22 protein-coding genes are annotated in these 22,056 nt (G+C 41.2%); 12 read left to right on the top strand and 10 right to left on the bottom strand.

The features are described from left to right. Positions 1 to 48: 48 nt before the first annotated feature. Together tnpA (AWH49_RS10800) and AWH49_RS10795 are read right to left on the bottom strand one after the other, a co-directional pair. On the bottom strand, positions 49 to 447 hold the full coding sequence (tnpA, locus tag AWH49_RS10800; RefSeq protein WP_063965710.1) for an IS200/IS605 family transposase: 399 nt from the start codon (positions 445 to 447) through the stop codon (positions 49 to 51). 290 nt (positions 448 to 737) lie between these two features. Then, positions 738 to 2,099, bottom strand: a complete 1,362-nt coding sequence (locus AWH49_RS10795; RefSeq protein WP_063965709.1) for an MATE family efflux transporter — start codon at positions 2,097 to 2,099, stop codon at positions 738 to 740. Positions 2,100 to 2,303: 204 nt separating this feature from the next. On the opposite strand from AWH49_RS10795, the gene AWH49_RS10790 reads away from it, so the two are divergent. After that, complete coding sequence (locus AWH49_RS10790) at positions 2,304 to 3,518, top strand: polysaccharide deacetylase family protein (protein ID WP_063965708.1); 1,215 nt, start codon at positions 2,304 to 2,306, stop codon at positions 3,516 to 3,518. 141 nt (positions 3,519 to 3,659) lie between these two features. Here AWH49_RS10790 and AWH49_RS10785 read toward each other — a convergent pair whose 3' ends face one another. From AWH49_RS10785 to AWH49_RS10770, 4 genes are all read right to left on the bottom strand, one after another. Further along, complete coding sequence (locus tag AWH49_RS10785; protein WP_063965707.1) at positions 3,660 to 4,397, bottom strand: YwqG family protein; 738 nt, start codon at positions 4,395 to 4,397, stop codon at positions 3,660 to 3,662. A 485-nt stretch (positions 4,398 to 4,882) separates the two neighbouring features. Continuing rightward, positions 4,883 to 5,518 carry a hypothetical protein gene (locus AWH49_RS10780; protein ID WP_063965706.1) on the bottom strand — a complete coding sequence of 212 codons (636 nt, stop codon included), beginning with the start codon at positions 5,516 to 5,518 and terminating at the stop codon, positions 4,883 to 4,885. 106 nt (positions 5,519 to 5,624) lie between these two features. Continuing rightward, positions 5,625 to 6,860 (bottom strand): beta-ketoacyl-ACP synthase II, encoded by a 1,236-nt coding sequence (fabF, locus tag AWH49_RS10775; RefSeq protein WP_063965705.1) that lies wholly within the window; start codon positions 6,858 to 6,860, stop codon positions 5,625 to 5,627. Continuing rightward, a complete protein-coding gene (locus AWH49_RS10770; protein WP_063965704.1) occupies positions 6,861 to 7,427 on the bottom strand; it encodes a TetR/AcrR family transcriptional regulator in 567 nt (188 codons plus the stop codon). Between the two features lie 126 nt (positions 7,428 to 7,553). Here AWH49_RS10770 and AWH49_RS20755 point away from each other — a divergent pair, with 126 nt between their 5' ends. The 6 genes from AWH49_RS20755 (at position 7,554) to tnpA (AWH49_RS10750) (ending at position 11,519) form a co-directional block, all read left to right on the top strand. Next, the gene (locus tag AWH49_RS20755) at positions 7,554 to 7,661 is read left to right on the top strand and encodes a 2TM domain-containing protein (RefSeq protein WP_244886806.1); all 108 of its coding nucleotides are present in this window, start codon (positions 7,554 to 7,556) and stop codon (positions 7,659 to 7,661) included. Between the two features lie 137 nt (positions 7,662 to 7,798). Beyond that, positions 7,799 to 7,930 carry a hypothetical protein gene (locus tag AWH49_RS20975; RefSeq protein ID WP_280512824.1) on the top strand — a complete coding sequence of 44 codons (132 nt, stop codon included), beginning with the start codon at positions 7,799 to 7,801 and terminating at the stop codon, positions 7,928 to 7,930. Beyond that, positions 7,927 to 9,120 carry an RNA-guided endonuclease InsQ/TnpB family protein gene (locus tag AWH49_RS10765; protein ID WP_342341788.1) on the top strand — a complete coding sequence of 398 codons (1,194 nt, stop codon included), beginning with the start codon at positions 7,927 to 7,929 and terminating at the stop codon, positions 9,118 to 9,120. The genes AWH49_RS20975 and AWH49_RS10765 overlap by 4 nt, the downstream gene beginning before the upstream one ends. Before the next feature lie 225 nt (positions 9,121 to 9,345). Beyond that, positions 9,346 to 9,690, top strand: coding sequence for a 2TM domain-containing protein (locus AWH49_RS21265; protein ID WP_425305707.1), 345 nt, complete (start codon positions 9,346 to 9,348; stop codon positions 9,688 to 9,690). 225 nt (positions 9,691 to 9,915) lie between these two features. Further along, positions 9,916 to 11,175, top strand: a complete 1,260-nt coding sequence (iscB, locus tag AWH49_RS10755; protein WP_063965703.1) for an RNA-guided endonuclease IscB — start codon at positions 9,916 to 9,918, stop codon at positions 11,173 to 11,175. Further along, positions 11,124 to 11,519, top strand: coding sequence for an IS200/IS605 family transposase (tnpA, locus tag AWH49_RS10750; RefSeq protein ID WP_063965702.1), 396 nt, complete (start codon positions 11,124 to 11,126; stop codon positions 11,517 to 11,519). The genes iscB and tnpA (AWH49_RS10750) overlap by 52 nt, the downstream gene beginning before the upstream one ends. Before the next feature lie 170 nt (positions 11,520 to 11,689). Here tnpA (AWH49_RS10750) and AWH49_RS10745 read toward each other — a convergent pair whose 3' ends face one another. After that, on the bottom strand, positions 11,690 to 12,022 hold the full coding sequence (locus tag AWH49_RS10745; RefSeq protein ID WP_063965701.1) for a zinc ribbon domain-containing protein YjdM: 333 nt from the start codon (positions 12,020 to 12,022) through the stop codon (positions 11,690 to 11,692). A 375-nt stretch (positions 12,023 to 12,397) separates the two neighbouring features. On the opposite strand from AWH49_RS10745, the gene AWH49_RS10740 reads away from it, so the two are divergent. The 4 genes from AWH49_RS10740 (at position 12,398) to AWH49_RS10730 (ending at position 17,123) form a co-directional block, all read left to right on the top strand. Continuing rightward, positions 12,398 to 12,724 (top strand): nucleoside triphosphate pyrophosphohydrolase, encoded by a 327-nt coding sequence (locus tag AWH49_RS10740; protein WP_063965700.1) that lies wholly within the window; start codon positions 12,398 to 12,400, stop codon positions 12,722 to 12,724. Further along, positions 12,717 to 15,137, top strand: coding sequence for a DEAD/DEAH box helicase family protein (locus AWH49_RS10735; RefSeq protein WP_063965699.1), 2,421 nt, complete (start codon positions 12,717 to 12,719; stop codon positions 15,135 to 15,137). Before AWH49_RS10740 ends, AWH49_RS10735 begins: the two co-directional genes overlap by 8 nt. Positions 15,138 to 15,291: 154 nt before the next feature. Further along, positions 15,292 to 15,816, top strand: coding sequence for a DUF262 domain-containing protein (locus AWH49_RS20525; RefSeq protein ID WP_211268395.1), 525 nt, complete (start codon positions 15,292 to 15,294; stop codon positions 15,814 to 15,816). 44 nt (positions 15,817 to 15,860) lie between these two features. Beyond that, the gene (locus AWH49_RS10730; RefSeq protein WP_211268394.1) at positions 15,861 to 17,123 is read left to right on the top strand and encodes a DUF262 domain-containing protein; all 1,263 of its coding nucleotides are present in this window, start codon (positions 15,861 to 15,863) and stop codon (positions 17,121 to 17,123) included. A gap of 248 nt (positions 17,124 to 17,371) precedes the next feature. On the opposite strand, the gene AWH49_RS10725 is transcribed toward AWH49_RS10730, so the two are convergent. After that, on the bottom strand, positions 17,372 to 18,532 hold the full coding sequence (locus AWH49_RS10725) for a hypothetical protein (protein ID WP_063965698.1): 1,161 nt from the start codon (positions 18,530 to 18,532) through the stop codon (positions 17,372 to 17,374). A gap of 644 nt (positions 18,533 to 19,176) precedes the next feature. Next, positions 19,177 to 20,076, bottom strand: a complete 900-nt coding sequence (locus AWH49_RS10720) for an aldo/keto reductase (protein ID WP_063965697.1) — start codon at positions 20,074 to 20,076, stop codon at positions 19,177 to 19,179. 493 nt (positions 20,077 to 20,569) lie between these two features. Here AWH49_RS10720 and AWH49_RS10715 point away from each other — a divergent pair, with 493 nt between their 5' ends. Continuing rightward, positions 20,570 to 20,788, top strand: a complete 219-nt coding sequence (locus AWH49_RS10715; protein ID WP_157723713.1) for a hypothetical protein — start codon at positions 20,570 to 20,572, stop codon at positions 20,786 to 20,788. Positions 20,789 to 21,340: 552 nt separating this feature from the next. Here the strand turns inward: AWH49_RS10715 and AWH49_RS10710 are convergent. Further along, the gene (locus tag AWH49_RS10710; protein WP_063965695.1) at positions 21,341 to 21,868 is read right to left on the bottom strand and encodes a protein kinase domain-containing protein; all 528 of its coding nucleotides are present in this window, start codon (positions 21,866 to 21,868) and stop codon (positions 21,341 to 21,343) included. Positions 21,869 to 22,056: the final 188 nt, after the last annotated feature.

Raw genomic sequence — 22,056 nt, 5'->3', positions numbered from 1 at the left:
TTGTTGGAAGCAATTTCACTTTGACGGTGATGGTCTGCGACATGATATTCACCCCCTTGTTTTTTGTTGTTCGACATAACGCTTGATGGTTTCGCTGGATACATTTCCTGCGGTAGAAACGAAATAGGAGCGTGTCCATAAACTTGGCAAGTGCCGAAGGTGCGGAAACTCTTCACGCAATTTTTTAGAAGTCACCCCTTTGATTTTTGCCATCATATCGGCAGGACTTAATGATGGGAGTGCGTTGAGAAACAGATGCGTATGGTCTTTGTCGCATTCAAGAGCGACAATCACAATTTGCAGTTCCTCACACACTTCATGTACCAACTCTTTGAATCGCTGTTCTACCTCTGTTTGCAGAAAAATCTTTCTTCTATATCGAGGACAGAACACAAAATGATAGTTCAATAACGATACGGTTGTGCTTGTTCTTCTGTATTCATTCATATATACATTGTATTAGTTTGGTCATTATACAGCAACGGATAAGGGACAAAAAAGAGTGAAATCTTCAAATACTTGAAGTACCACAAACCTTCGGTTTCTTCGTGGTACTCCGTATTTGACCTCACTCTCATCCCACCCTTAAAGGGGGTGCTATCGCATCGTAGTGGGCTTTCACGTTCGGAAAATCTGTAATGTAATCAGAAACATGGATGCGTGGTCAGAAAAGGCGTGAAGCGATTAGAAACATGGCTAAGTGATCAGAAATAACAGAATTTCAAAAAAGAAAAGCATCACCCCGCGGCGGCGAGTGATGCTTTTCTTTTTTGAAAAAGTTTCAATCGAATAGACAATGTGATGGCGCCACACGTTAGTCCGATAATCAATCCGATCCAGTAGCCGTATGGCCCCCATTCCGTAAATCGGGCGAGCAGCCAGCCGAGCGGGAGCCCAATGATCCAGTAGCTGATCATTGTCATAAGAAATGTGACATTTACGTCTTTATATCCGCGCAGTGCTCCTTGTACGGGTGCCTGGATAGCATCGGACAGCTGGAACAACGCTGCAAATAGCAAAAACCCAGCTGTCAGTTCCAGCACTTCTGTGTCTGTCGAGTATAAATACGCGACTTGCTCCCGGAAAAAGAAGATGCCCGCTGTACATAGCAATGAGATGCTGACTGCCATGATGACGGCAATGGAACTGTAACGCCGGGCGTCGGCCCACCGGCGAGCACCTGCTTCAAATCCAACTACAATCGTGAGCGCCATGGACACGCTCATTGGAATCATATACGTCAATGTAGCAAAATTGAGTGCAGCTTGATGGGCGGCAATGACTTGTGTATTGTATTCGCTCATGAGCAGCGTGACAGCCGAAAAAATGCTCGTTTCAACAAAGAGCGATAAACCGATCGGCAGTCCTAATGACAAAATTTCTTTCCATTTGGCAAACGAGGGGCGGGGCAGTGCAGAAAATAACCGGTATGCCCGGAAAGGTGCACGCCGGTGAACAATCCAGGCGAATAAAAAGAAAATAAGCCAGTAAGTAATTGCAGACGCGTAGCCAGACCCGACACCGCCAAGTTCAGGGAATCCCCATTTTCCATAAATCAATACATAATTAAAGAAAATATTAAGTGGCAGCGACAATAACATAATGATCATGGATGTGCGCGTCATACCAAGTGCATCTATAAAACCGCGCAGAACCGCTGTTAAAAAGAGCGGAATAATTCCGAATGAAAGGCCAATCGCATACTCTATTGCAATGCGCCGAACATTTTCCTCTAGATTCATGGTGTTCATGATCGGCATCAAAAATAAAAGACCTAGAGCATAAGTTACTCCCGCAATAAAGAGCGATACATAAATGCCCTGCATCACCGAGAATGCTACTTTTTTCAGCTGACCGCCGCCAATTAAATGGCCGATAATGGGCGTGATCGACATTAAAATGCCGGAAAGCCCTGTATAAACCGGCACCCAGAGGGACGAACCAACTGCTACACCGGCAAGATCATCTGCGCTATAGCGCCCCGACATAATCGTGTCAAAAAACGTCATCGAAAACATCGCGAGCTGTGTAATTAAAATAGGGACTAAAATATATAAAAACTGACGTACTTTTGCACGTGTTGTCATTGCTTCAATCAAGCTCTTCATCTCCTCACAATCTAGTAGTATACCATAATTAACATCCTAGTTTAGTAAAAAAGAATGAAAAGAAAATGAAGATAACGCGAAAAAATAGATGTAAAATCTCCTTATTTTGGATCATTTTGAAATATCGTCACATCTAATTTAGAAAAAAACTGATACAATAGACCCTATAACGGAAAAATACAGAGGAGTTTTAATGTGAACGAGAGGGAGAAAAAGAAACGGATTTTTGGCGCAATTGCGTCGTTATGCATAGCAGGATTTTTCATGATGGAAACGCAGGCATCGGCTGATCAGGTGAAGCTTCATGAAACAATGCCTGTTTATGAAACGATTAACAATCAGCAAGTGTGGATTGGTGCGTTAATGAAAGGTGGAGTGTATGCGGCAGCAAACGGTACACGCGAAGTGGAATTTGGCAACAGGAAGGTAACGATTAGTCTAGATGGAGGGACAGTGACCGCGTCATCAGCGCCCACTGAAACAGAAGCAGAAGATACGATCATTACGAAAAAACAGCAATTTATTTTTAATAGTATAGGTACAGACCGCGAACCGATGGCCATTTTGAATCGAAATGTCCGTTTCCCAGTTACCGGTAAAACGGGTGCTTGGTATACGGTGAACGTCGGTGGACAAGAAGGTTATATTCATCAGCAGTCGGTAGAAGAAGATAACGGCATCCCTGTTTTAATGTATCACCATATGGTTGAAAACCCGGAAAACACAGTCTTTTATAATAATTCGATGGTCATCAAAGTGGCTGAATTTCAAAAGCAGATGGATTATTTAAAGCAAAAAGGCTACCGGACGATTACGCTGCAGGAACTAGAAAGCTATTTACGTCATGAGAAAAATATGGTTGGTAAAGCAGTGGTCATCACATTTGATGATGGAAACATGTCGACATTGAAATATGCGTACCCGATCTTAAAAGAATACGGCATGAAAGCAACGCAGTTTTTAATCGGTGGCCGTCTTAATCAAAAGAGCAGACCATGGGATGAAAATACGCTGCAATATGTTGGATTCGATGAAGCGGCTGTAACGGGCGACGTGTATGATTATCAGAATCATACACTCGGTATGCATTTGCGCGAACCAGTCGGCGGCCTGCCGTATTTACAAACGAAAACGTATGAGGAGATTAAAAACGATTTCCTCGCTGCCGAGGAACGAATTGGCCGCATTTATGATGGAGATTCCGCGCATATTAAGTATTTAGCGTATCCATGGGGTCAATTTAGTCCACAAGCTATTCAAGCTGCGCGTGACACTGGTATTACGATGGCGTTTACAACAGAAACGGGCAACGTCAAACTTGGCGACGATCTGTATTTGCTGAAGCGCCAAGGTGTTGCCCCGCGCCACACAATCGAAGATTTCGCTGCTAAACTTGAAGGAATCTATTAACAAAGCTGCCGCCTTGCGCGTGCGGCTTTTTGTTGGAAAATCATTTAAGCGCAATTAAAAAATCAGGGCAGACAGTAGGCCTGTCTGCCCTGATTTTTTATAGTCGAAGAAGCTATGTCAGTCCATTAAATGATTGATAAATTAATAACATTGCATACTAAACCATGTTTTCTCAAAGCGCTTTGATGCCAAGTCATGCGCACCAATCACATAATAAAGCATGCCCATATCACCCCACATCATGTCGAGGTCATCGTCTGTGTCAACCTGAAACAGAAGGACAGGCTTGCTATCTATATGTTCGGCCACTTCTGCAAATACTTCGCCTTGTATGGACACGGGTACTCCGAGCAGTTGATGATCGAGCTGCTCATAAAGCTGATCCATTAATTTCTCAAACTTTTCATCATCCGCATCCTGCTCAAAATAACGGAACTCGAGCTTTTCGGCTTTCTTAAAAAGCATACGACGCTCTGGATAAGATACCGCTCCCTGGGCGCTCATGCCGCTCGTATCATCCGTGTACAGGACACGCCATCCATCTTTATGCTCGGGTTCACCGTACACTGCTTCCTCATCACCATCATAATAAAAAAAAGACAACATGCCGGATATCGGCAAGGGGTTGTTCTTCAAATGGAGCGCAGACACTTCGGTTAAGTTAATCTGTCCGATAAACGAAAGTGGCGTGCCATTAAACGAAGGATACGCTGTCTCAGCCGGTAAATCCGCCACGCCGCCAAATTTTGATGCACCGCACGGAAGCGTTTCTGCCGCTACACTTGAAATCGAGACACATTCGTAAACTGCACCTAAAATATCAGCTTGTACATGTTCAAGATCATATTCTGTAATCAACTGATGCAATCGTTCACTCATCGCAACTACTCCTTTATCTTTTATTATCTCATTTAGACAGGATATTAAGATATTAAGAGAAGACTTTCCATGATATCGTAAAGAGATAAACGTTATCCAGATATCTATATTACTTGTTTCAACAGTGTATTCATTTTGACCACCATGAAAGAAAAATATTTTATCGAACACCTGTACCATACCGCATTTTCGTGTACATAGCAAGCAAAAAGATTATTTTATTCGGAAAAATCTGATAATTATAGGGAAGCGGAGCAAGCGTGAAATGGTCACAGAAAGTGAGTAACCAGCGCACAAGCTGAGTAAACCGGCCCGCACAGGCTGTCACTCGATCCGTTCAAATGATGTAAACGCTTACAAAAATGACTCATCCATGCTAACATGAAGATAACGTTAAGTGTTTTTGTCCATATAGTAAGCTTGAAGGATGAAAAATCTGAATAATAAAAGACGATCGAAACGGGAAGCCGGCGCGGGACATACGGTCAACGCGCCGGTTCTTCTATTTGTTCGATCATCGATGATACGATAAAATCGTCCATCACAAACTCACGCTTCACTTCACCGAAGCCTTCCGCGAAATAGCTGCGTGCGATTGACCCGTCTTCACCGATTTTCTCCAAAACAACAGCGTGATCAAACGTTTGAAGCGGGGTCTCGAGGGGAGACGAATCATCGGTGACTGTCCAGCCGTCAAACGACTGTCCCACTTCAAGCGGCAGCTGCAAGTACGTATACAGCGGCTTGAGGCTTTCAAGCTCCCCATCAGAAGGCACATAGTCCTCATATTGCTCGCCTTCCTCGCGTACAACGACAATCCGCTCATCCTCTACACGAAACGTCCGCGCCATCACCGTCCCGCCATTATCTTCATACACCGTCACATGACGATCATCATGCCATACCGTCCGCGCCGTATACGACGCGAACTCATTCCCTTCGCCCACAAAATGCGCTATTTGACCATCTTTCAAGAAATAAGATGAAAGATTCACTTTTGACGGAACATCTGTTTCTTTTTCGATTACTGGTTCCTCAACCGGCGCGGGCTCCTGAACAACTTCATCCCCACAGCCAGCCGCAAGCACAACAACCGCAAATAAAAACGGTCTCCATTTCACCAGCACCCACTCCATTTAAAAAGGATTCAGTCTCATTCGAAACAAAGCGCCCGCTTCAAATGTCATCTGTCATTCTCTATACCCCAATCAAAAGAAAAAGAACAAATTATTCTTGATTCTTTTTAAATGCTAAAACAGCATTATGGCCGCCAAAACCAAACCCGTTTGAAAGAGCATACGTGATCGGTGCCCGAACCGCATGATTTGGAACATAATCAAGATCGCATTCCGCATCTGGATTGTCCAAATTGATCGTTGGAGGGAGAACGCCATCCATTAAACTTTTCAGTGTAATGACCGCTTCAATGCCGCCAGCTGCGCCAAACAGATGGCCAGTCATCGATTTAGTTGAACTCACTTTCAACTCATAAGCGTGCGCACCAAAAGTATGTTTAATCGCATTCGTTTCGGATTTGTCACCTTCAGGTGTGCTCGTTCCGTGCGCATTAATATAACCGATGGCAGAAGGATCAATCTGTCCCATTTCAAGCGCTAGCTCCATTGCACGAGCGGCACCTGTAAAATCAGGAGACGTAATGTGGTGAGCATCTGTCGTCGATCCATATCCCACAATCTCGCCTAAAATGGTCGCGCCTCTTTGTTTCGCATGCTCATACTCTTCCAAAAATAAAATGCCAGACCCTTCAGACATGACGAACCCATCTCTGTTTTGATCGAACGGACGACTCGCCTGCTGTGGCGTCTCATTTTGGGTTGACATCGCTCTCATCCGCGAAAAACCAGCAAATGCGAGCGGATTAATCGGCGCCTCCGCACCACCAGCTAAAATCGCATCTGAATAGCCGTGCTTAATATTCAAAAACGCTTCGCCAATCGCCTGATTTCCCGTCGCACACGCAGAAACAGGGGAGAAGCTCGGCCCTCTAAACCCGTACTTAATGGCAATGATCCCGCCAGCCATATTGCTGATCATCATCGGAATCATAAATGGAGAAACCCGTCTCGGACCGCTATCACGTAAGCGCGTATGGTTTTCTAAAATCGTATCGATTCCGCCAATCCCCGAGCCAATATACACACCGACCCGGTCTTTATTGATCGTTTCTAAATCAATATTCGCTTGATCAAGGGCTTGTTTAGCCGCCGCATACGCATATTGGGTAAACAAATCGTACCTTCCTGCGTCCTTTTTATCGATATACTGCTCAACAGGAAAATCCGTAATATACCCGCCAATCCGCGTCGCCATCTCGCTGTACTCATCCGACTCCAACTGGCGAATACCAGACTTTCCGTTCTGAATGTTCTCCCAAAAGGTGTCAACATCATGCCCTAACGGCGAAATAACCCCTGTACCTGTTACAACAACTCTGCGTTCCATTTAAAAAACTCCTTTGTCATTGAATTTTAATATGTATTTCAGTTGATCCAAAACGTTTGAAAGAAGCGCGTCACCCATCACCCGTCGATATTGCAGTGCGCCTTTCGTCGTCGAAAGGAGAAGAGCTGCTGTCGTTTCAGCATCCCGTGCAGCTAGATTCGTTCCTTTTCTAAGAAGTTCGCTTAACAAATGTATTTCCATTTCAGCAATTTTTTTTACATAATTCTGAATAGAAACCGGTAGAAACATGAAATCGGCCTGCAAAGCAGAAATGGGACAGATGCCATCTGACGCGATATATTTCACTCTGCTCGCGATAAACGCCCACGGTTGCTCCCTAACGTTCAGTGAAGAATGATTCACCGCTAAAAAGGATCGCTCAAGGCCATCTTTAATCCGTTCACAAACCGCCACACCTAAATCCGTCTTCTTGGCAAAATGATAATGAATACTCGCTTTCGACACACCAAGTTCCTTTGCTAAGTCATCGTAACTAAATGACAAATAGCCCTTTTGCTGAATAAAAGTCAACGCCAACTCAACAATCTGTGATTTTCGATTTTCCATGCTTGAATACTATCTGACTAGTTAGTCAGTGTCAATCAAAGTGACCGCAACTTTCTAAAAAAAGCATGATTGGAATGAATAATAATAAAATATAAGTGAGGGGTTTAATGAGGGGGGAGAAGAAGAATGGAAAAAGATGAAAAGTATTTGAGAGCGAAAAAGAGGGTGGAACAGCTAAAGGGGTTTTACAGGTTTTCCGAACGGGAAAGCCCATCGTCTTTAGACAGGGGATGAGAATGAGGTCGAAAGAGGCGTGTCCTTTTGGCACGTTAATCGTTCGAATTTTTTGTTTTTACGACGCTTAACCCTTGCGATGGGAACGTATATTCTGATATAATGAATGTACTAAGCGAGGAAGGAGGGTGGCCTATATGTTTGTCACGCATTTATTTCGAATTCCTTATGATGAAAAGCTATACGATGAATTGAGAATCATGCAGCGAGAAGCCGCATCCGTATGGAATGATATCGTTCGGGAGGCCAGTTTTGTAAAAAGTGGCTGAGTAAAACAGAGATTCAAGCGATTCGAAAACAAACCTACAATCTTCATTCTCAAACGGTTCAAGCGATTGCGGATAAATACGCAGCGAACCGTGAAACGATTCGGCAGCTGCGAAAAACGGACAAAAAGGCCAACTATCTATGGCGGAGAAAGTACTATTATTGTGTCCCGTTAAAAAAAGAGTCTATGACCATTTCCAAAGACACGATCACGATCAAGAAAGCCGAATATGGATACGCTCTTTCAGACTTGTTAACGAAAAGGAAAAAGAAAGTGTGGACGGAAAAAGTTCCGAAGAAAAATAAGGCAGTTGTCATTCTCAATCGATCCGACGAAGACCTAGAAAGCTGTAATTATGCGGAAATTGTGTGGCGAAACGGAGCGTATTGGTTTTGTTATTCCGTTCAGGTTCCTGAAAAAGATCTTTCTTCTTATGATGTTAAAGTAGCCGGTGGCGATTTAGGGGAAATTCATGCGGTGACGGTGGCAACGGAGGCCAAAGCCTTATTGGTATCCGGACGGGCGATGCGCAGTCTTTCTCAATTTCGCGCCAAAGCATTAGCAGACTTGAGTAAGAAAATGTCCCGCTGTAAAAAAGGATCGAACCAATGGGAAAAGTACATACAAGCCAAAAAGCGGATTCGTCAAAAAAGCAAAAACCTACTCCATGAACTGGAACATAAAACAACCAAAGAAATTATCGCGTTTTTAGAAGAAGAACACGTCACGAATTTTGTGATCGGGCATGTGTCTGGGATCAAAAAAAACACGAAGAAAAACAGCCAAAAGAAACGAAAGACAAACAAAAAACGAGGACAACAGCTTTCTTTGTGGAACCAGGGGAAAATCAAGCAAAAACTCACGTATAAAGCGCAGTTAAAAGGAATTGTCGTGGAAGAAACAGAAGAAAGCTATACGTCACAAGACTGTCCGTTTTGCGGGGGAAGACACCACGCGAATGGACGAAACTTTCGTTGTTCTGTTCACCAAACAGAAATCCATCGTGATGTCAACGGCGCGCAAAACATTGCCCGTAAAAAACACCACGTGGACGCGAAACCGCTTTTATCGGTTGTCTACAAGCAGCCCGTTTGGTATAAACATTTTTTGTCAGAAGAACAACGACAAAAAACGAAACACCCAAACGATCAACCGAGAAAAGTAAAACGTATCGCCAGTCGGATGGCGTAGTGGGCACAGACCTTGCCCTCTTGAAGGACTGTTTCTCTCTCAAGAGTTGTACGCTAAAGTCTCGCCTCTGCCTCTTTCGATGAAAGAATGTAAGTGGGGTGTTCGCGAAAAAGAACCCCATGGCCTTCAGCCGAGGCTGCTGAAAAAGTGATTACTTTAAGAAAGTAATGTGTATTTCATCAACATATAGTAAATGAAAAGAGGTTAACCATCTATATACAGTAGGTGATTCGCTTCTTTTTCACATTAGATGGACTTTTTCAGTGCCCTCCCTTCAGCCGTGGGATTGGTCAGATCCATCTAACCGTTTATGTTTTAGTGAATGCGTTTCTATTTGGAATTAATCTGTCTTCTAATGCGGGCGAATGGTGGTTCATCTATCCACTCGGCGGCTGGGGGATTGGTCTTCTCGCACACGGTATATCGACTTTTGCGTGTGGTAAATTTGGTGTAGAGTGGGAAGAACGAAAGGTGAACTACCACGAACCTAAAGGTAACGTGGCTTCTAAAAAAGAAGCTACATGGTCTCTAGCTTCGTCCCTATGGGGTAAGTTCACCAGACTCCGTTAGGAGAAATCCTAGCTACGTTAATGAGGTCATGACACCTTCGGTTGACGCACCAGACCGTTGCTCTGTCGTCCATGTTTAAGTAGGGTTGAGGTAAGGCTCGGTGACATGGACGTAAAAAGCCTTTTTAACTTTGTCGAGGTGAGGTCGGATTCCTTGTATGGTCACAGTACAAGGATACGCATGACCTACTTTCGAGTAGAGATTTTATCTGAAAGGATGTTTTGCGTGGTTTACGTTCTAACTATAGATGGAAAGCCACTGATGCCTTGTTCTTCCGTGATTGCTAGATTGTTACTGAAACAAGGAAAAGCTAAAGTCAGAAGAAGAACGCCATTTACAATTCAATTACTGTACAAAACAAAAACCGAATACACGCAACCTTTAACACACGGACTAGATAGCGGGAGTGCGAAAGTAGGTTCTGCTGTCTCGGATGAAAAAGGAAACGTGCTGTATATGTCTCAAATGGAAATTCGGAATGATATTACCGAAAAAATGAAGCAACGCTCTAAATATAGGAGAAACAGACGCAATAGAAAGACATGTTATCGAAAAGCAAGATGGTTGAATCGTAAAAATTCTACCAAGAAAGACCGCTTTTCACCTACAATGACAAGCAAAATCAACTCTCACTTAAAAGAAATGAAGTTTGTAGAATCGATTCTTCCGATCACAAGACAAATCGTGGAGACGGCTACCTTTGACCCGCATGCTTTAAAAAATCCAGCAGTTCTCACAAACAAATGGCTGTATCAAAAAGGAATGAATTACGGATATGCCAATACCAAGGCATACATGTTAACAAGAGATGGCTACCGTTGCCAACATTGCAAGGGAAAATCGAAAGACAAACGTTTAGAAGTACATCATATTATTTTCAGAAGCATGGGCGGTTCAGATGAAGAATCCAACCTCATTACACTTTGTAAAACATGCCATGATGCTCTCCATCGTGGAGAGATTGAACTGAAAAAGAGAGGGAAGAAAAAAGGGCAATTGAACCATGCGACACAAATGAACAGCATTCGTATGCAGCTATTAAAAAGAACACATGCAGAAGAAACCTTTGGATTTGTCACAAAGGAACACCGTCAGTTTATGGAATTGCCAAAAGAACATTACTTTGATGCCGTAACCATTGCAACAGAAGGAAAAGGAGCTAGATTCCAAACCAATCAAGTCTTGTTTAAAAGATGTGTTTCTGACGGGGATTATCAGCAAACCAAAGGCGTTCGTAGTGAACAAGTGATTCCAACAGGGAAACTCTTTGGATTCAGAAAATTCGACAAGGTTCAATACAAAGGAAAAGAATATTTCATTAAAGGACGTATGAGCAGCGGTTATGCTATTTTAATGGACACGGAAGGAAATAAGGTGGACTTAAAGCCCATTCCGAAGTTTTCTAAAATGGAGAGAGTGAGTGCCAGAAAATCATGGATGGCCATACAAAAAAACATTCCAATTTATTACTCATGTGCCACCTGATATTTGTTTGTAAATATCGAAAAAAGTTGTGGATTCAACTTGGAAATGATGTGAAACAACTCATGCACGATACAGCCAATAGATACCATTTTAGAATAGTCGAAATGGAAGCAGATCAGGATCCTATCCATTTACTTATTCAGTATGAGCCTAAGATGAGTATTCTTGAAATCGTCAGACTACTCAAGCAAATGACTACGTTTCACATTTGGAAACAACATGAAATGTATCTTTCTAAACATTTTTGGAAGGAACGAACCTTTTGGAGTGACGGATATTTCGCTTGTTCCATTGGAAATGTCAGCAAAGAGGTTGTTCAAAAGTATATTCAAGAACAAGGATGAAAACCGTGGGCTTACATCCACGAACCTAAAGGTATCGTGGTTTTATGCCCATAAATATAAAAAAGTATATGGAAAAAGATGAACGAATCGACTGAATAAAGATCTATCGCTAAAAATGTATTTAAAAAAGGGTGCTCATCGCTGAGCACCCTTTTTGTGTCATTCCATATTTATACCTTTTTAACAAATTCGGATTTTAATTTCATCGCCCCAAAACCATCAATTTTGCAATCAATATCATGGTCTCCATCAACTAAACGTATACTTTTTACTTTTGTCCCTATTTTTACGACGGATGAACTTCCTTTTACTTTAAGGTCTTTAATGACTGTAATAGAATCACCATCGTTTAAGACATTTCCATACGCATCTTTGACAACCTTTTGATCTTCAGTTTCCGATTCTAAAGTCCACTCATGAGCACATTCCGGGCAAACAAAAAGGCTTCCATCCTCGTACGTGTATTCTGAATGACATTTAGGGCAATTTGGCAAATCAGACATAATTTCATTTCCTCCATTCGTTATTGTTCATTCAACTATATAAGAATTATTTTCAATTTCCTTTTTAAAACTTCGTAAGAATAGCAATTACGAACGTGAAGTTTACAAAAAAACATATAGGAAATTCCTTATATATTGTCATAGTCTTCTCCTATTGACAACCCTTCCTCTATCCTCCATTTACATTAACGTGTCCATTTTTATTCAATATGCTAAAGTCTATTTTTAAAGGGCCTTCAACAAAAGGACGAAGCGAACTACCAAAACAAAGCAGGCGATTCAAACTCCACTTGCTTCAGAAAACGGGGAATAAAACAATAAATAAGTTTAATAATCTGGTAAAATAGTAGGATACAGGAAAAAGGAGGGATCACCATGCCAGTCCATAATAAACTTGTCCGGGATCGAATTTTAGAGGTCATTGAAAAAGCAGGTAGAAACTATACATCACGTATTTTATTAGAAGAAGAATACAAACAGGAAGTACGCAAAAAAATGCATGAGGAACTTGCTGAATATGAAGAAGCGGCAACGAACGAGGAAGCCGTTGAAGAACTGGCGGATCTGCTTGAACTTATTCATGCAGCGGCATCCATCCACGGCGTAAGCGTTGAACAATTAGAAGATATCCGTCAGCAGAAAGCGGAAAAACGCGGTGGATTTAACGAGCGTATTTATTTAATCGAGGTGGAAGATGAGTAAGCTGGAGCTTATTACGACTAACTTGATCGACACCATTGAGCGGCTGGCAGAAGAAGCGAGCGAAATTTATATTTTGACGTCATTTGTGATGAGATCCGGTGTCAAAAAACTGTTACCGGCCTTGCAAAAAGCAGCGAATCGAGGTACAGACATTCACATCGGTACCGGCGACTATTTACACATTACACAGCCAGATGCACTACAGCTCTTCGTCGATAAACTGCCGGAAGCAAATGTACGCATGTGGCAAAGCGGCGGGCGCTCGTTTCATCCGAAAGCATATTTGTTTCGGATGAACGATGAAGGATGCGTCATTGTCGGTTCGTCCAACATGTCGGCTTCCGCTTTGACCGGTGGCATTGAATGGAACGTGTCAGCCGATGACAGTGAGTTGTTTGAAACCGCACTCGCTGAATTTGAAGCGATTTTTTATCATGAGCACACGATTCCAGTGAATATGGAAACGGTGAAAAAATATCGTGAACGCTATGCTGAATTTCATCGCCGTCAGTCTGTTGCAGCCCAGTGGACAGAAGCGGAAGAAGAATCGATGATGCTGGAAGGACCGTCTGATCAGGCAGAACTCATCGTCGAAATGAACGAACCGTATACATACAAATTAATACCACGTCCAGCACAGGAAGAAGCGTTAGCTGCATTGTATGCGACGATGGATGAACAATATGAACGAGCGCTTGTTGTCATGGCAACCGGACTTGGCAAAACGTATCTCACCGCTTTTTTTGCGGAGCGTTTTAAACGTGTTTTATTTATCGCTCACCGCGAAGAAATTCTTGAACAGGCGAAAAATTCATTTTTACACGTTCATCGAGACCGGACAGCGGGCATATTAAATGGCACTTATAAAGAAAAAGACGCCGATATGATTTTCGCATCCGTTTTTACATTGAACTCAACCCATCATTTACATAGTTTTCAACCGGACGACTTTGATCTCATCGTCGTCGATGAATTTCACCATGCTGCAAGCAAGTCTTATGAAAAAATACGTCACTATTTCACACCAAAGTTCTTTCTGGGCATTACGGCAACACCGGACCGGATGGACAACAAAGATGTGTACAGTATATGCGATGGCAATGTGGCGTACCGTATTCATTTTCTTGAAGCCATCCAGAAGCAGTGGCTTGCGCCATTTCATTATTACGGAGTGTACGATGATACCGATTATTCCAGTGTTACATGGCTTGGCACACGCTACGACGAAGAGGAATTGTTGGCTGTCCAAATGCGGACGGAAATGGCGAATAAAATTCTACAAGCCTGGCTCAAACATAAGCAAACAAGAACAATCGGTTTTTGTTCTTCTATTAAACAAGCCGACTTTTTAAGCCGCCATTTCAATGAAAAAGGCTATAAAACGGTCGCGCTTCATTCACAAACAACGTCCATGACACGACCGGCAGCGATTAAAGCACTTGATAAAGGACAACTGGACATCATTTTCACCGTTGATTTATTTAATGAGGGCGTCGATATTCCATCCGTTGACACGATTCTTTTCGTGCGGCCAACTGAATCATTGACCGTCTTCACCCAGCAAATCGGCCGCGGACTGCGTATTGCTGACGGCAAAACACATTGCGTCATGATTGACTTGATCGGGAACTACCGGAACGCCGATGTGAAAATGAGTGTATTTGACACAGACCCAACTCAAAAGAAAAAAGGCGCAATCCCGGCAGTTCCAGAAAACTGCCTCATCGACTTTGAATTAAAAGCCGTTGAACTATTAACTGAAATGAGTCGGAAACGGAATCCGAGAAAAGAACAAATTCGCTTTGCATATGAAGACTTGAAACTTGAACTTGGAAGAAGACCAACGTATCTTGAATTTCACTTAAAAGCAAACGCCGACAGCAAAGCGATCAAAGACGTTCACAATTCATACCCGGGATTTCTATACAACATCGGGGAGCTGAACGAGCAAGAAGCAGTTGCATTCAGGAATCACGAAAACTGGTTCACCGAAGTCGAAAAAACTGGCATGAATAAAAGCTACAAAATGGTCGTCCTGAAATACATGCTTGAACGAGGAGCCGATCATTGGACAAAACCCGTCAAACCAATCGAAATTGCCCCATTTTTTCACGATTATTTGACGTCAAAAGAATATCGGAAGCGGATCAATTTTTCGGATAAGCAAGGAAAGAAGCTTTGGCAGTATGATGAGAAAGCTGTTGCCAAGCTGATTGCGGATATGCCGATGACCATGTGGAGTGGCAGCAGCAATGGACTTGTTATGTTTGACGGTGAGCTGTTTAAAGTGGACGTGAATATTGAAGAAAGGGAAAAAGAGATTATATTTGAATGGACGAAGGAGATTTGCAAGTATAGGCTGCATTGGCATTTTGAGAGAAAAGCGAAGAATTTAGAGAAGTTAAACGATTGACAATTCTTTTTTATAGCTGTTCAACGGCTCCACGATGTCACGCGTGAATAGATATGTGACGCGCCGTGCAGTTTATTGTAAATCAAAGATTAAAGAAACTGTTATGAAAAAAGATTTATGCAGTTTTCACATTCAAGAGAGGAGCCAGCACTAGGTGAGTAAAATTGATGCAAGAGCGAAAAGCATTCAGGAAACACTTCACAACGCCAAATACGGCATTGACTATTATCAACGAGAATACAAATGGGAAACGAAAAATATTAAAGAGCTACTGGAAGATCTTGAAACAAAGTTTAGCGATAATTACGACGCCAACCATGAACCGAGAGAAGTTGAAAATTACGATAATTATTTCTTAGGATCAGTCGTCATCAGCAACAAAGAAGGAAAGAAATCAATTATCGACGGCCAGCAACGGCTGACATCTTTAACTTTATTACTCATTTACCTTCACAATATACAAAAAGACAGAACGGGAAGAACAGTAAATGTAAGTGAATTGATCTTCTCAGAGAAGTATGGGAATAAGGACTTCAACTTGTTCGTAGAAGAAAGAATGGAAGGGATGGAAGCACTTTTTAATGAAATTCAATTTGAATTTGAAAATCATGAAGTAGAGTCTGTTCGAAATATAGGTGCACGATTTGAAGATATTAAAGCTTATTTCCAGAGGAGTTAAAAGGGGACGCTCTCCCTTATTTTATCGATTGGCTGCTGCATAAAGTGACGTTGGTCCATATTGAGGCGAACAATCAGGACGACGCTTATACAATCTTTGAAACAATGAATGACCGCGGCCTAAGCCTAAGCCCTACCGACATGTTAAAAGGCTATCTTCTTGCCAATATTAAAGATGATAATCAAAAATTGAAAGCGAACGATCTTTGGAAAAAAAGAATTCTGGAGCTCGTTGAATTTGATAAAGTAGAAGAAATTGATTTCTTTAAACATTGGTTTCGGGCTAAATATGCTGAAACTTTAAGGGAAAGAAGTAAAGGCAAAGAGAATAAAGATTTCGAGAAAGTCGCCACATCGTTTCATAAGTGGGTTAGAGATAATAAGAAAAATCTCCAATTGAACACAAGCAACGATTATTATGAGTTTATTACGAAGCATTTTGATTTTTATGCGAAACAGTATGGGCGTATTTTAGACGCTGCATGGGATTATACCGAGGGTTTAGAATATCTTTATTACAATGCCCACAACAATTTCACACATCAATATCATTTGCTATTGTCTCCTTTAAAAGTAACGGATTCAGAAGAAATTGTTGATTGTAAAATGAATATGGTCGCCTATTTCATTGATATGTGGGTTGTGAATCGGTTTATTTCCTATAGTACGTTAAATTACTCAGCTATTTCTTATACGATGTACAATCTAACAAAAGAAATACGAAACAAAGACTTGAACGAGTTGACCGATATTTTGAAAAAACAATTAAAGAGCAGTAACATCGATGCGATTAAAGACTTCAAAATGCATCAACAAAACAAGAAATACGTGCATTATTTATTAGCCCGCCTCACGCACCATATCGAGGTCGAGAGCGGAATTGATTCAAAATTTGAAACGTATGTAACGAAAGAGTCAAAGAATCCATTCCAGATCGAGCATATTTGGGCAAAAAAATACGAGCGGTACAGCGAACTATTTGATCATGAAAGTGAGTTTACGGAATACCGCAACCGAGTCGGTGGGCTATTGCTGCTGCCTAAACGAATCAATCAGAGTTATGGAGATGCCGAGTATCAGGTAAAGCTCAAACAATACTTCGGTCAAAATCTTTTGGCTAAATCACTCCATAAAGACTGTTATGAAAGTAATCCAAGTTTTAATCGTTATAGAAGAGAGAAAAATTTGCCATTCAGACCCCATAACGACTTTAGTAAAGAGGATTTGGACGAACGGCAAAAACTATATGCGAACCTTGCGAAAGATATTTGGAACTTAGATAAATTAGATGTTTTAAAAACAAATTAATCTCTGTTAATTGTGTCACTTTTCATTTGTTTTGTCGCAATTGTTCATTAAAAAAGACGTATAAACGCACGTAACACCGTCCAATTATTTGGACGGTGTTTAAATATCATTACGGATAAGAATGCAATCCAGAAATGAGTAGATTAACAAACACGTGATTAAAAATAATAATTCTAAAACCTATATTAGCTATCCAGGCATTCCTTTTGTTCACATACAATAAAGATGTTTAATTGTAATGCGAATGTTTATTCCGCATTACACTCTTCTAACGAGATACACATCTCCCCATTCTTTTTAATCCATACTCGCTGATGAGCATCAGTATATTTAAATTTCCACATTTGCCGATACCATTGCATTTCTTTTGCCTGCACAGGCAATCCGATTTTCACACGGTTAAAGCCAGTACCCATTTGAATGTTTTGATAAGATGATTGGTTCGCCCAATGGAATAAAAGATAAAGGATATCTTCCGGTTTTCGACAATCCGCTAGTTCGATGTTATCCATCACAAGACATGTCAGGTCTTCAGTAAGCCAGATCCATGATTGTGCCAAAACTTTGGGCCCTCTTTCAAATACTAGAAATCCGCTGTCAGGATTGATAAGTCCTTCAATCATGCAAGCTTCCCCCGTACCGTCCAGCCGCTGGCAGCAAGCGGTCAATACACCCAGCATTATTTGCAGTTCATCATTAGCGTCTAGAATTCGGACTTGTTCATTTTCATTTTTATAGGGAGTGTCTTGAATTCTGCATTTAAATGGCTGACTGAATATTTCCGGGTATTTTCGTTTAGCTAGTTCCCATTCGGTGACGGCTCTGTGATTGAGAATATAAGCTTTCATTTCAGCTAATGACTTGCCTCTTGGGAATTTAGGATGGTTCCACAACCGGGCTACCGAATGAATAGCCAGGTTATCCGTCGCCCCTGCATGACGAACAATCCATTGCTTTAAAGCTTCATCTTGAAACGGAATCGCTGGCAGGCCTCCGACAAAATTATAAAGATCTTTCCCATGTTTTCTTAAATTAGCTTCTACATCGTAAATTTGATTGCCAAAAGCCAGGCTGATGAAGACCTGGTATTGAGGATCCAGCTCTTTTATCGTCAAAGCATATTTCATGCTTTTCACATTGAAATTTGAAACAACAAGATCCGTGTTCAATGCTTCTGTTGCTGAGATAATTATCGGGAAAACTTTAGGGATTCTGCTAAAACGGCTAATAAATTGCTTATATAATTTCTTTACTTTTTTCATAGTCTCAACGTCGGTTATTTTTGCAGTATCCATTTTATTGACTTTAATCAAATTGTCCAGTATATTGATGAGTTCGAAAGGAACGTTATGGTTAAATAGAGATTGCAGAACGAACCAATCATTAACTAACCCTTTTTTGTTCCTCACGAATGAAACACTCCTTGCATGGTTGTATTTTTGTTCATATGTATTGTTTTCCAGCATATCTACCTTATTTGTTTCATCTTATGTGCTGCAATTTTGGTCGCAACGGCACTTGTCTATTACCTGGTATAAATTTATAAAGCTTTCGAAATCTAATGTTCTGTTCACCAAACAGAAATCCATCGTGATGTCAACGGCGCGCAAAACATTGCCCGTAAACAACACCACATGGCCGTCAAGCCGCTTTTGTCGGTTGTCTACAAGCAGCCCGTTTGGTATAAACGTTTTTTGTCAGAAGAACAACGACAAAAAACGAAACACCGAAACGATCGACCGAAAAAAGAAAAACGTATCGCCAGTCGGATGGCGTAGTCGGCACAGACCTTGCCCTCTTGAAAGACTGTTTTTTTCTTAAGAGTTGTTCGCCCAAGTTCCGCCTCTGCCTCTTTCGATGAAAGAATGTAAGTGGGATGTTTGCGAAAAAGAACCCCATGGCTTCAGCCGTGGGAGTGGTCAGGGTGCATCTTCAACGGCACGCATGAGTTGTTTTTAAGACGCCTAAAAAAGAACGATACTAATGCTTAATAGAAACGTGATAAAAAAACAGAGCTCGGCAATAGCTCTGTTTTCATGATCTAGCTTAACTATTAAATAATATCCAAAGGCATTTTTTTACGGGGTTTTGGAAAAACGTCGTCAAGACGATTTAAGTCTTCTTCTGTAAATTGGATTGTAGCAGCTTCAGCATTCTGAATGACATGCTGTTCTTGTACAGATTTTGGAATAGCCATGACATCATTCGTACGTAGTACCCATGCCAGTGCGATTTGCAAAGGTTTGACATTGTATTTTGCTGCCATCTCTTTGACAATTGGGTCGCTTATCAATTGGCTTCTTAGAGAACCTCCTTGAGCAAGAGGGCTGTAAGCCATAATGGGCATATCCTGTTCTCGGTGCCATGGTAATAAATCAAAATCAATTCCTCTTGAACCTAGATGATACAGTACTTGGTTTATCATACAATTTCGCCCGTTTGGAGTATTCCATAACTCATTCATATCATCTGTATCAAAGTTAGATACTCCCCACCTTAAAATTTTCCCTTCTTTCTTCAGTTTTTCCATTCCTTCAATCGTTTCTGCTAAGGGAACACGCCCTCTCCAGTGTAAAAGATATAAGTCTAAATGGTCTGTCCCTAACCGTTTCAAACTGTTTTCACAAGCTGTTGAAATCATATCTAAACTGGCATGATGAGGATAAACTTTAGAGACTAAAAAAACATCTTCCCTAAGTCCTTTGATTGCTTCTCCAACTAATTCTTCAGAATCACCATTTCCGTACATTTCAGCTGTGTCAATTAGCGTCATCCCTAATTCCAATCCTAAGCGTAAGGCTTTAATTTCCTTATCTCTCAATTTGGGATTTTCTCCTATCCGCCAAGTCCCTTGACCTAAACTAGGAAGGAAAGTGTCATCAGGCAAAGTTACTGTCCGCTTTTTTAGGTGATTCTTTATTTCCGCCATTCTTTTTTCAGTAAGTAAACTCATTGAAGAGCTCCCCTTTCTTTTTAATAGTTGGGAAAAGATGATCCATTATGTTTTCTTTCATTTAACCATGTACATTTTACCTTTCATACTTTTATCGTGGAAGTAAAATGCATTATCAATTAAACATCTTATTGTCTTATGCACAGAAGAAAACAAACTTTTTAATACGGAAAGATAAGGAGTGCTGTTTAAGATAAAGGTAAAGGAAGAAAAGGGAGGCTATTATAATTGAGAGGGCGGTGAAAATAGATTGATTGGTGCATCAATAGGCTGAAAAGCATGCTGTCTTTCGTTTCGTGCATTTCCTGTATATACAGCTATAAGGGCTTACGCCGTTTCAAAAGACGTTCTCATGTATACGCTATACAGTACGGGCCAGCGATCGATGGCTCTTCACATATACGGCATCCGTCAGGCGACGGGTGCAATTTTTTTGTTCATTACTCCGGCCACAACGAGTTTAGCAGTCGTATAAAACAAGCTGTCGGAAACGATGATGATAGAAAAAATAAATTCATTTGGAAAAGGAAAAGGGGAAAGGTACCGGCAAGAGACATGGGTAACGGCGATAAAGAGGGTCCAAAATGAACAAGAGCCTTCCATCGATTTTATTATCTTGATCAACGCCATCGTTTATGCCGTTTTTGTGTTTAAGAAGCGAAGAACTGGATATGTTGACCGATATTTTGAAAAAGCATGTAAAGAGCAGTAATATTGATAATCCTTATCTTATTATAAAATCAACATTTTAACCTTTATCCTTTTTGTATGCAAAAGAACAAAATTATGAAGAGGCTTTATTTTATGAAGATCTCTCAATGAAGCTTGGGATTAATCAAAAGTTAAAAAATAAACTCTTCTGTAATAGAATGTTATGTCTTTGTAAAGAAGGGTACTGATTGGAGTGTAAGAATAGAATAGGATAACCACTGTGAAATAAAAACGGGATAGACTTAGCTGAGCTTTGTACTCATCATGAAGTTTTGTCCATCATCTGTGTTAGACTAGATAAAACCAACAACAAGCCTTAAAAAAACAGGAAAAGAGGTCAAAAATGTTTAAAAAAATAATGAAACAAATCAAGCAGCTCTCCCAAGGCAGCAGCGAGCGGAGACATGGCCGTTATCGCGGAGGCAGCAGCAGTGACCGAAGAAATCGTCATTATCGTGGAAGCAGTAGCAGCAGCCAACGATATAAACGATCTCCGATGAGTGGGAGTAACCGTTATAAACGAAAGGGCCGAAGCAGCAGCTAATTTAGGCGGTTAATGGACGTTTTCATTCGCTTTAATTGCAGCATGAAGATCGGCTGACATGTCTCTCGTATTTGAATATGGTTCTGTGATTCCTAATAACCTTTTCAGTAAGTGAACGGTTTCCTTTTCTAAAGAAAGTTCTTCTGTCCAGGGAAGAGCTTTTTTGTTTTTAGAAGAGTAGGTCGTGTAAAGCAAATATAAAAGAATTTCGCCTAAATCATAGTAGTCCTGTTGTTTCATCTCTAGAATATGTTGTTTATTATGTAAAGAACGGGATGCTGGATCCATGGAGACGCTTTGCTTGGATAAACCGAAGTCGATCAAAAAAGGCTTCTTGTTTTTGAATAAAATGTTCGGTATACGCAAGTCTTGATGGTAAATGCCTTTTTCGTGAAGATCATCGACTAATTCGAGCAGGTGAGCAAGAAAGAGAAGAGATTCTTTCTCGTTAAACGTTTTCTTATTTAAAAAAATCTGGTCTTCTAGGTTGTCCCCTTCCATGAAACTCATGACATAAAAAAAAGAGCCGTTAGCCATCCATGTAGCGCAAAATCAGCGCTACACCACAGCTGCTGAAACTGTGTGCAGAACGGGTATTGGATACTACGGCTGGGAGAGGAAGGTCGATCAACCATCGTGCCATAGAGCCCATCCGTTAGTCTGACTCCAACGACCACGGTGCATTACAGACTGTCGCTCCCTTACGGGACGCACTCATGGGAGAT

Origin of the sequence: Domibacillus aminovorans (assembly GCF_001643235.1) — a bacterium.
Lineage (GTDB): Bacteria > Bacillota > Bacilli > Bacillales > Domibacillaceae > Domibacillus > Domibacillus aminovorans.
This window is presented reverse-complemented; position numbering and strand designations above follow the sequence as displayed.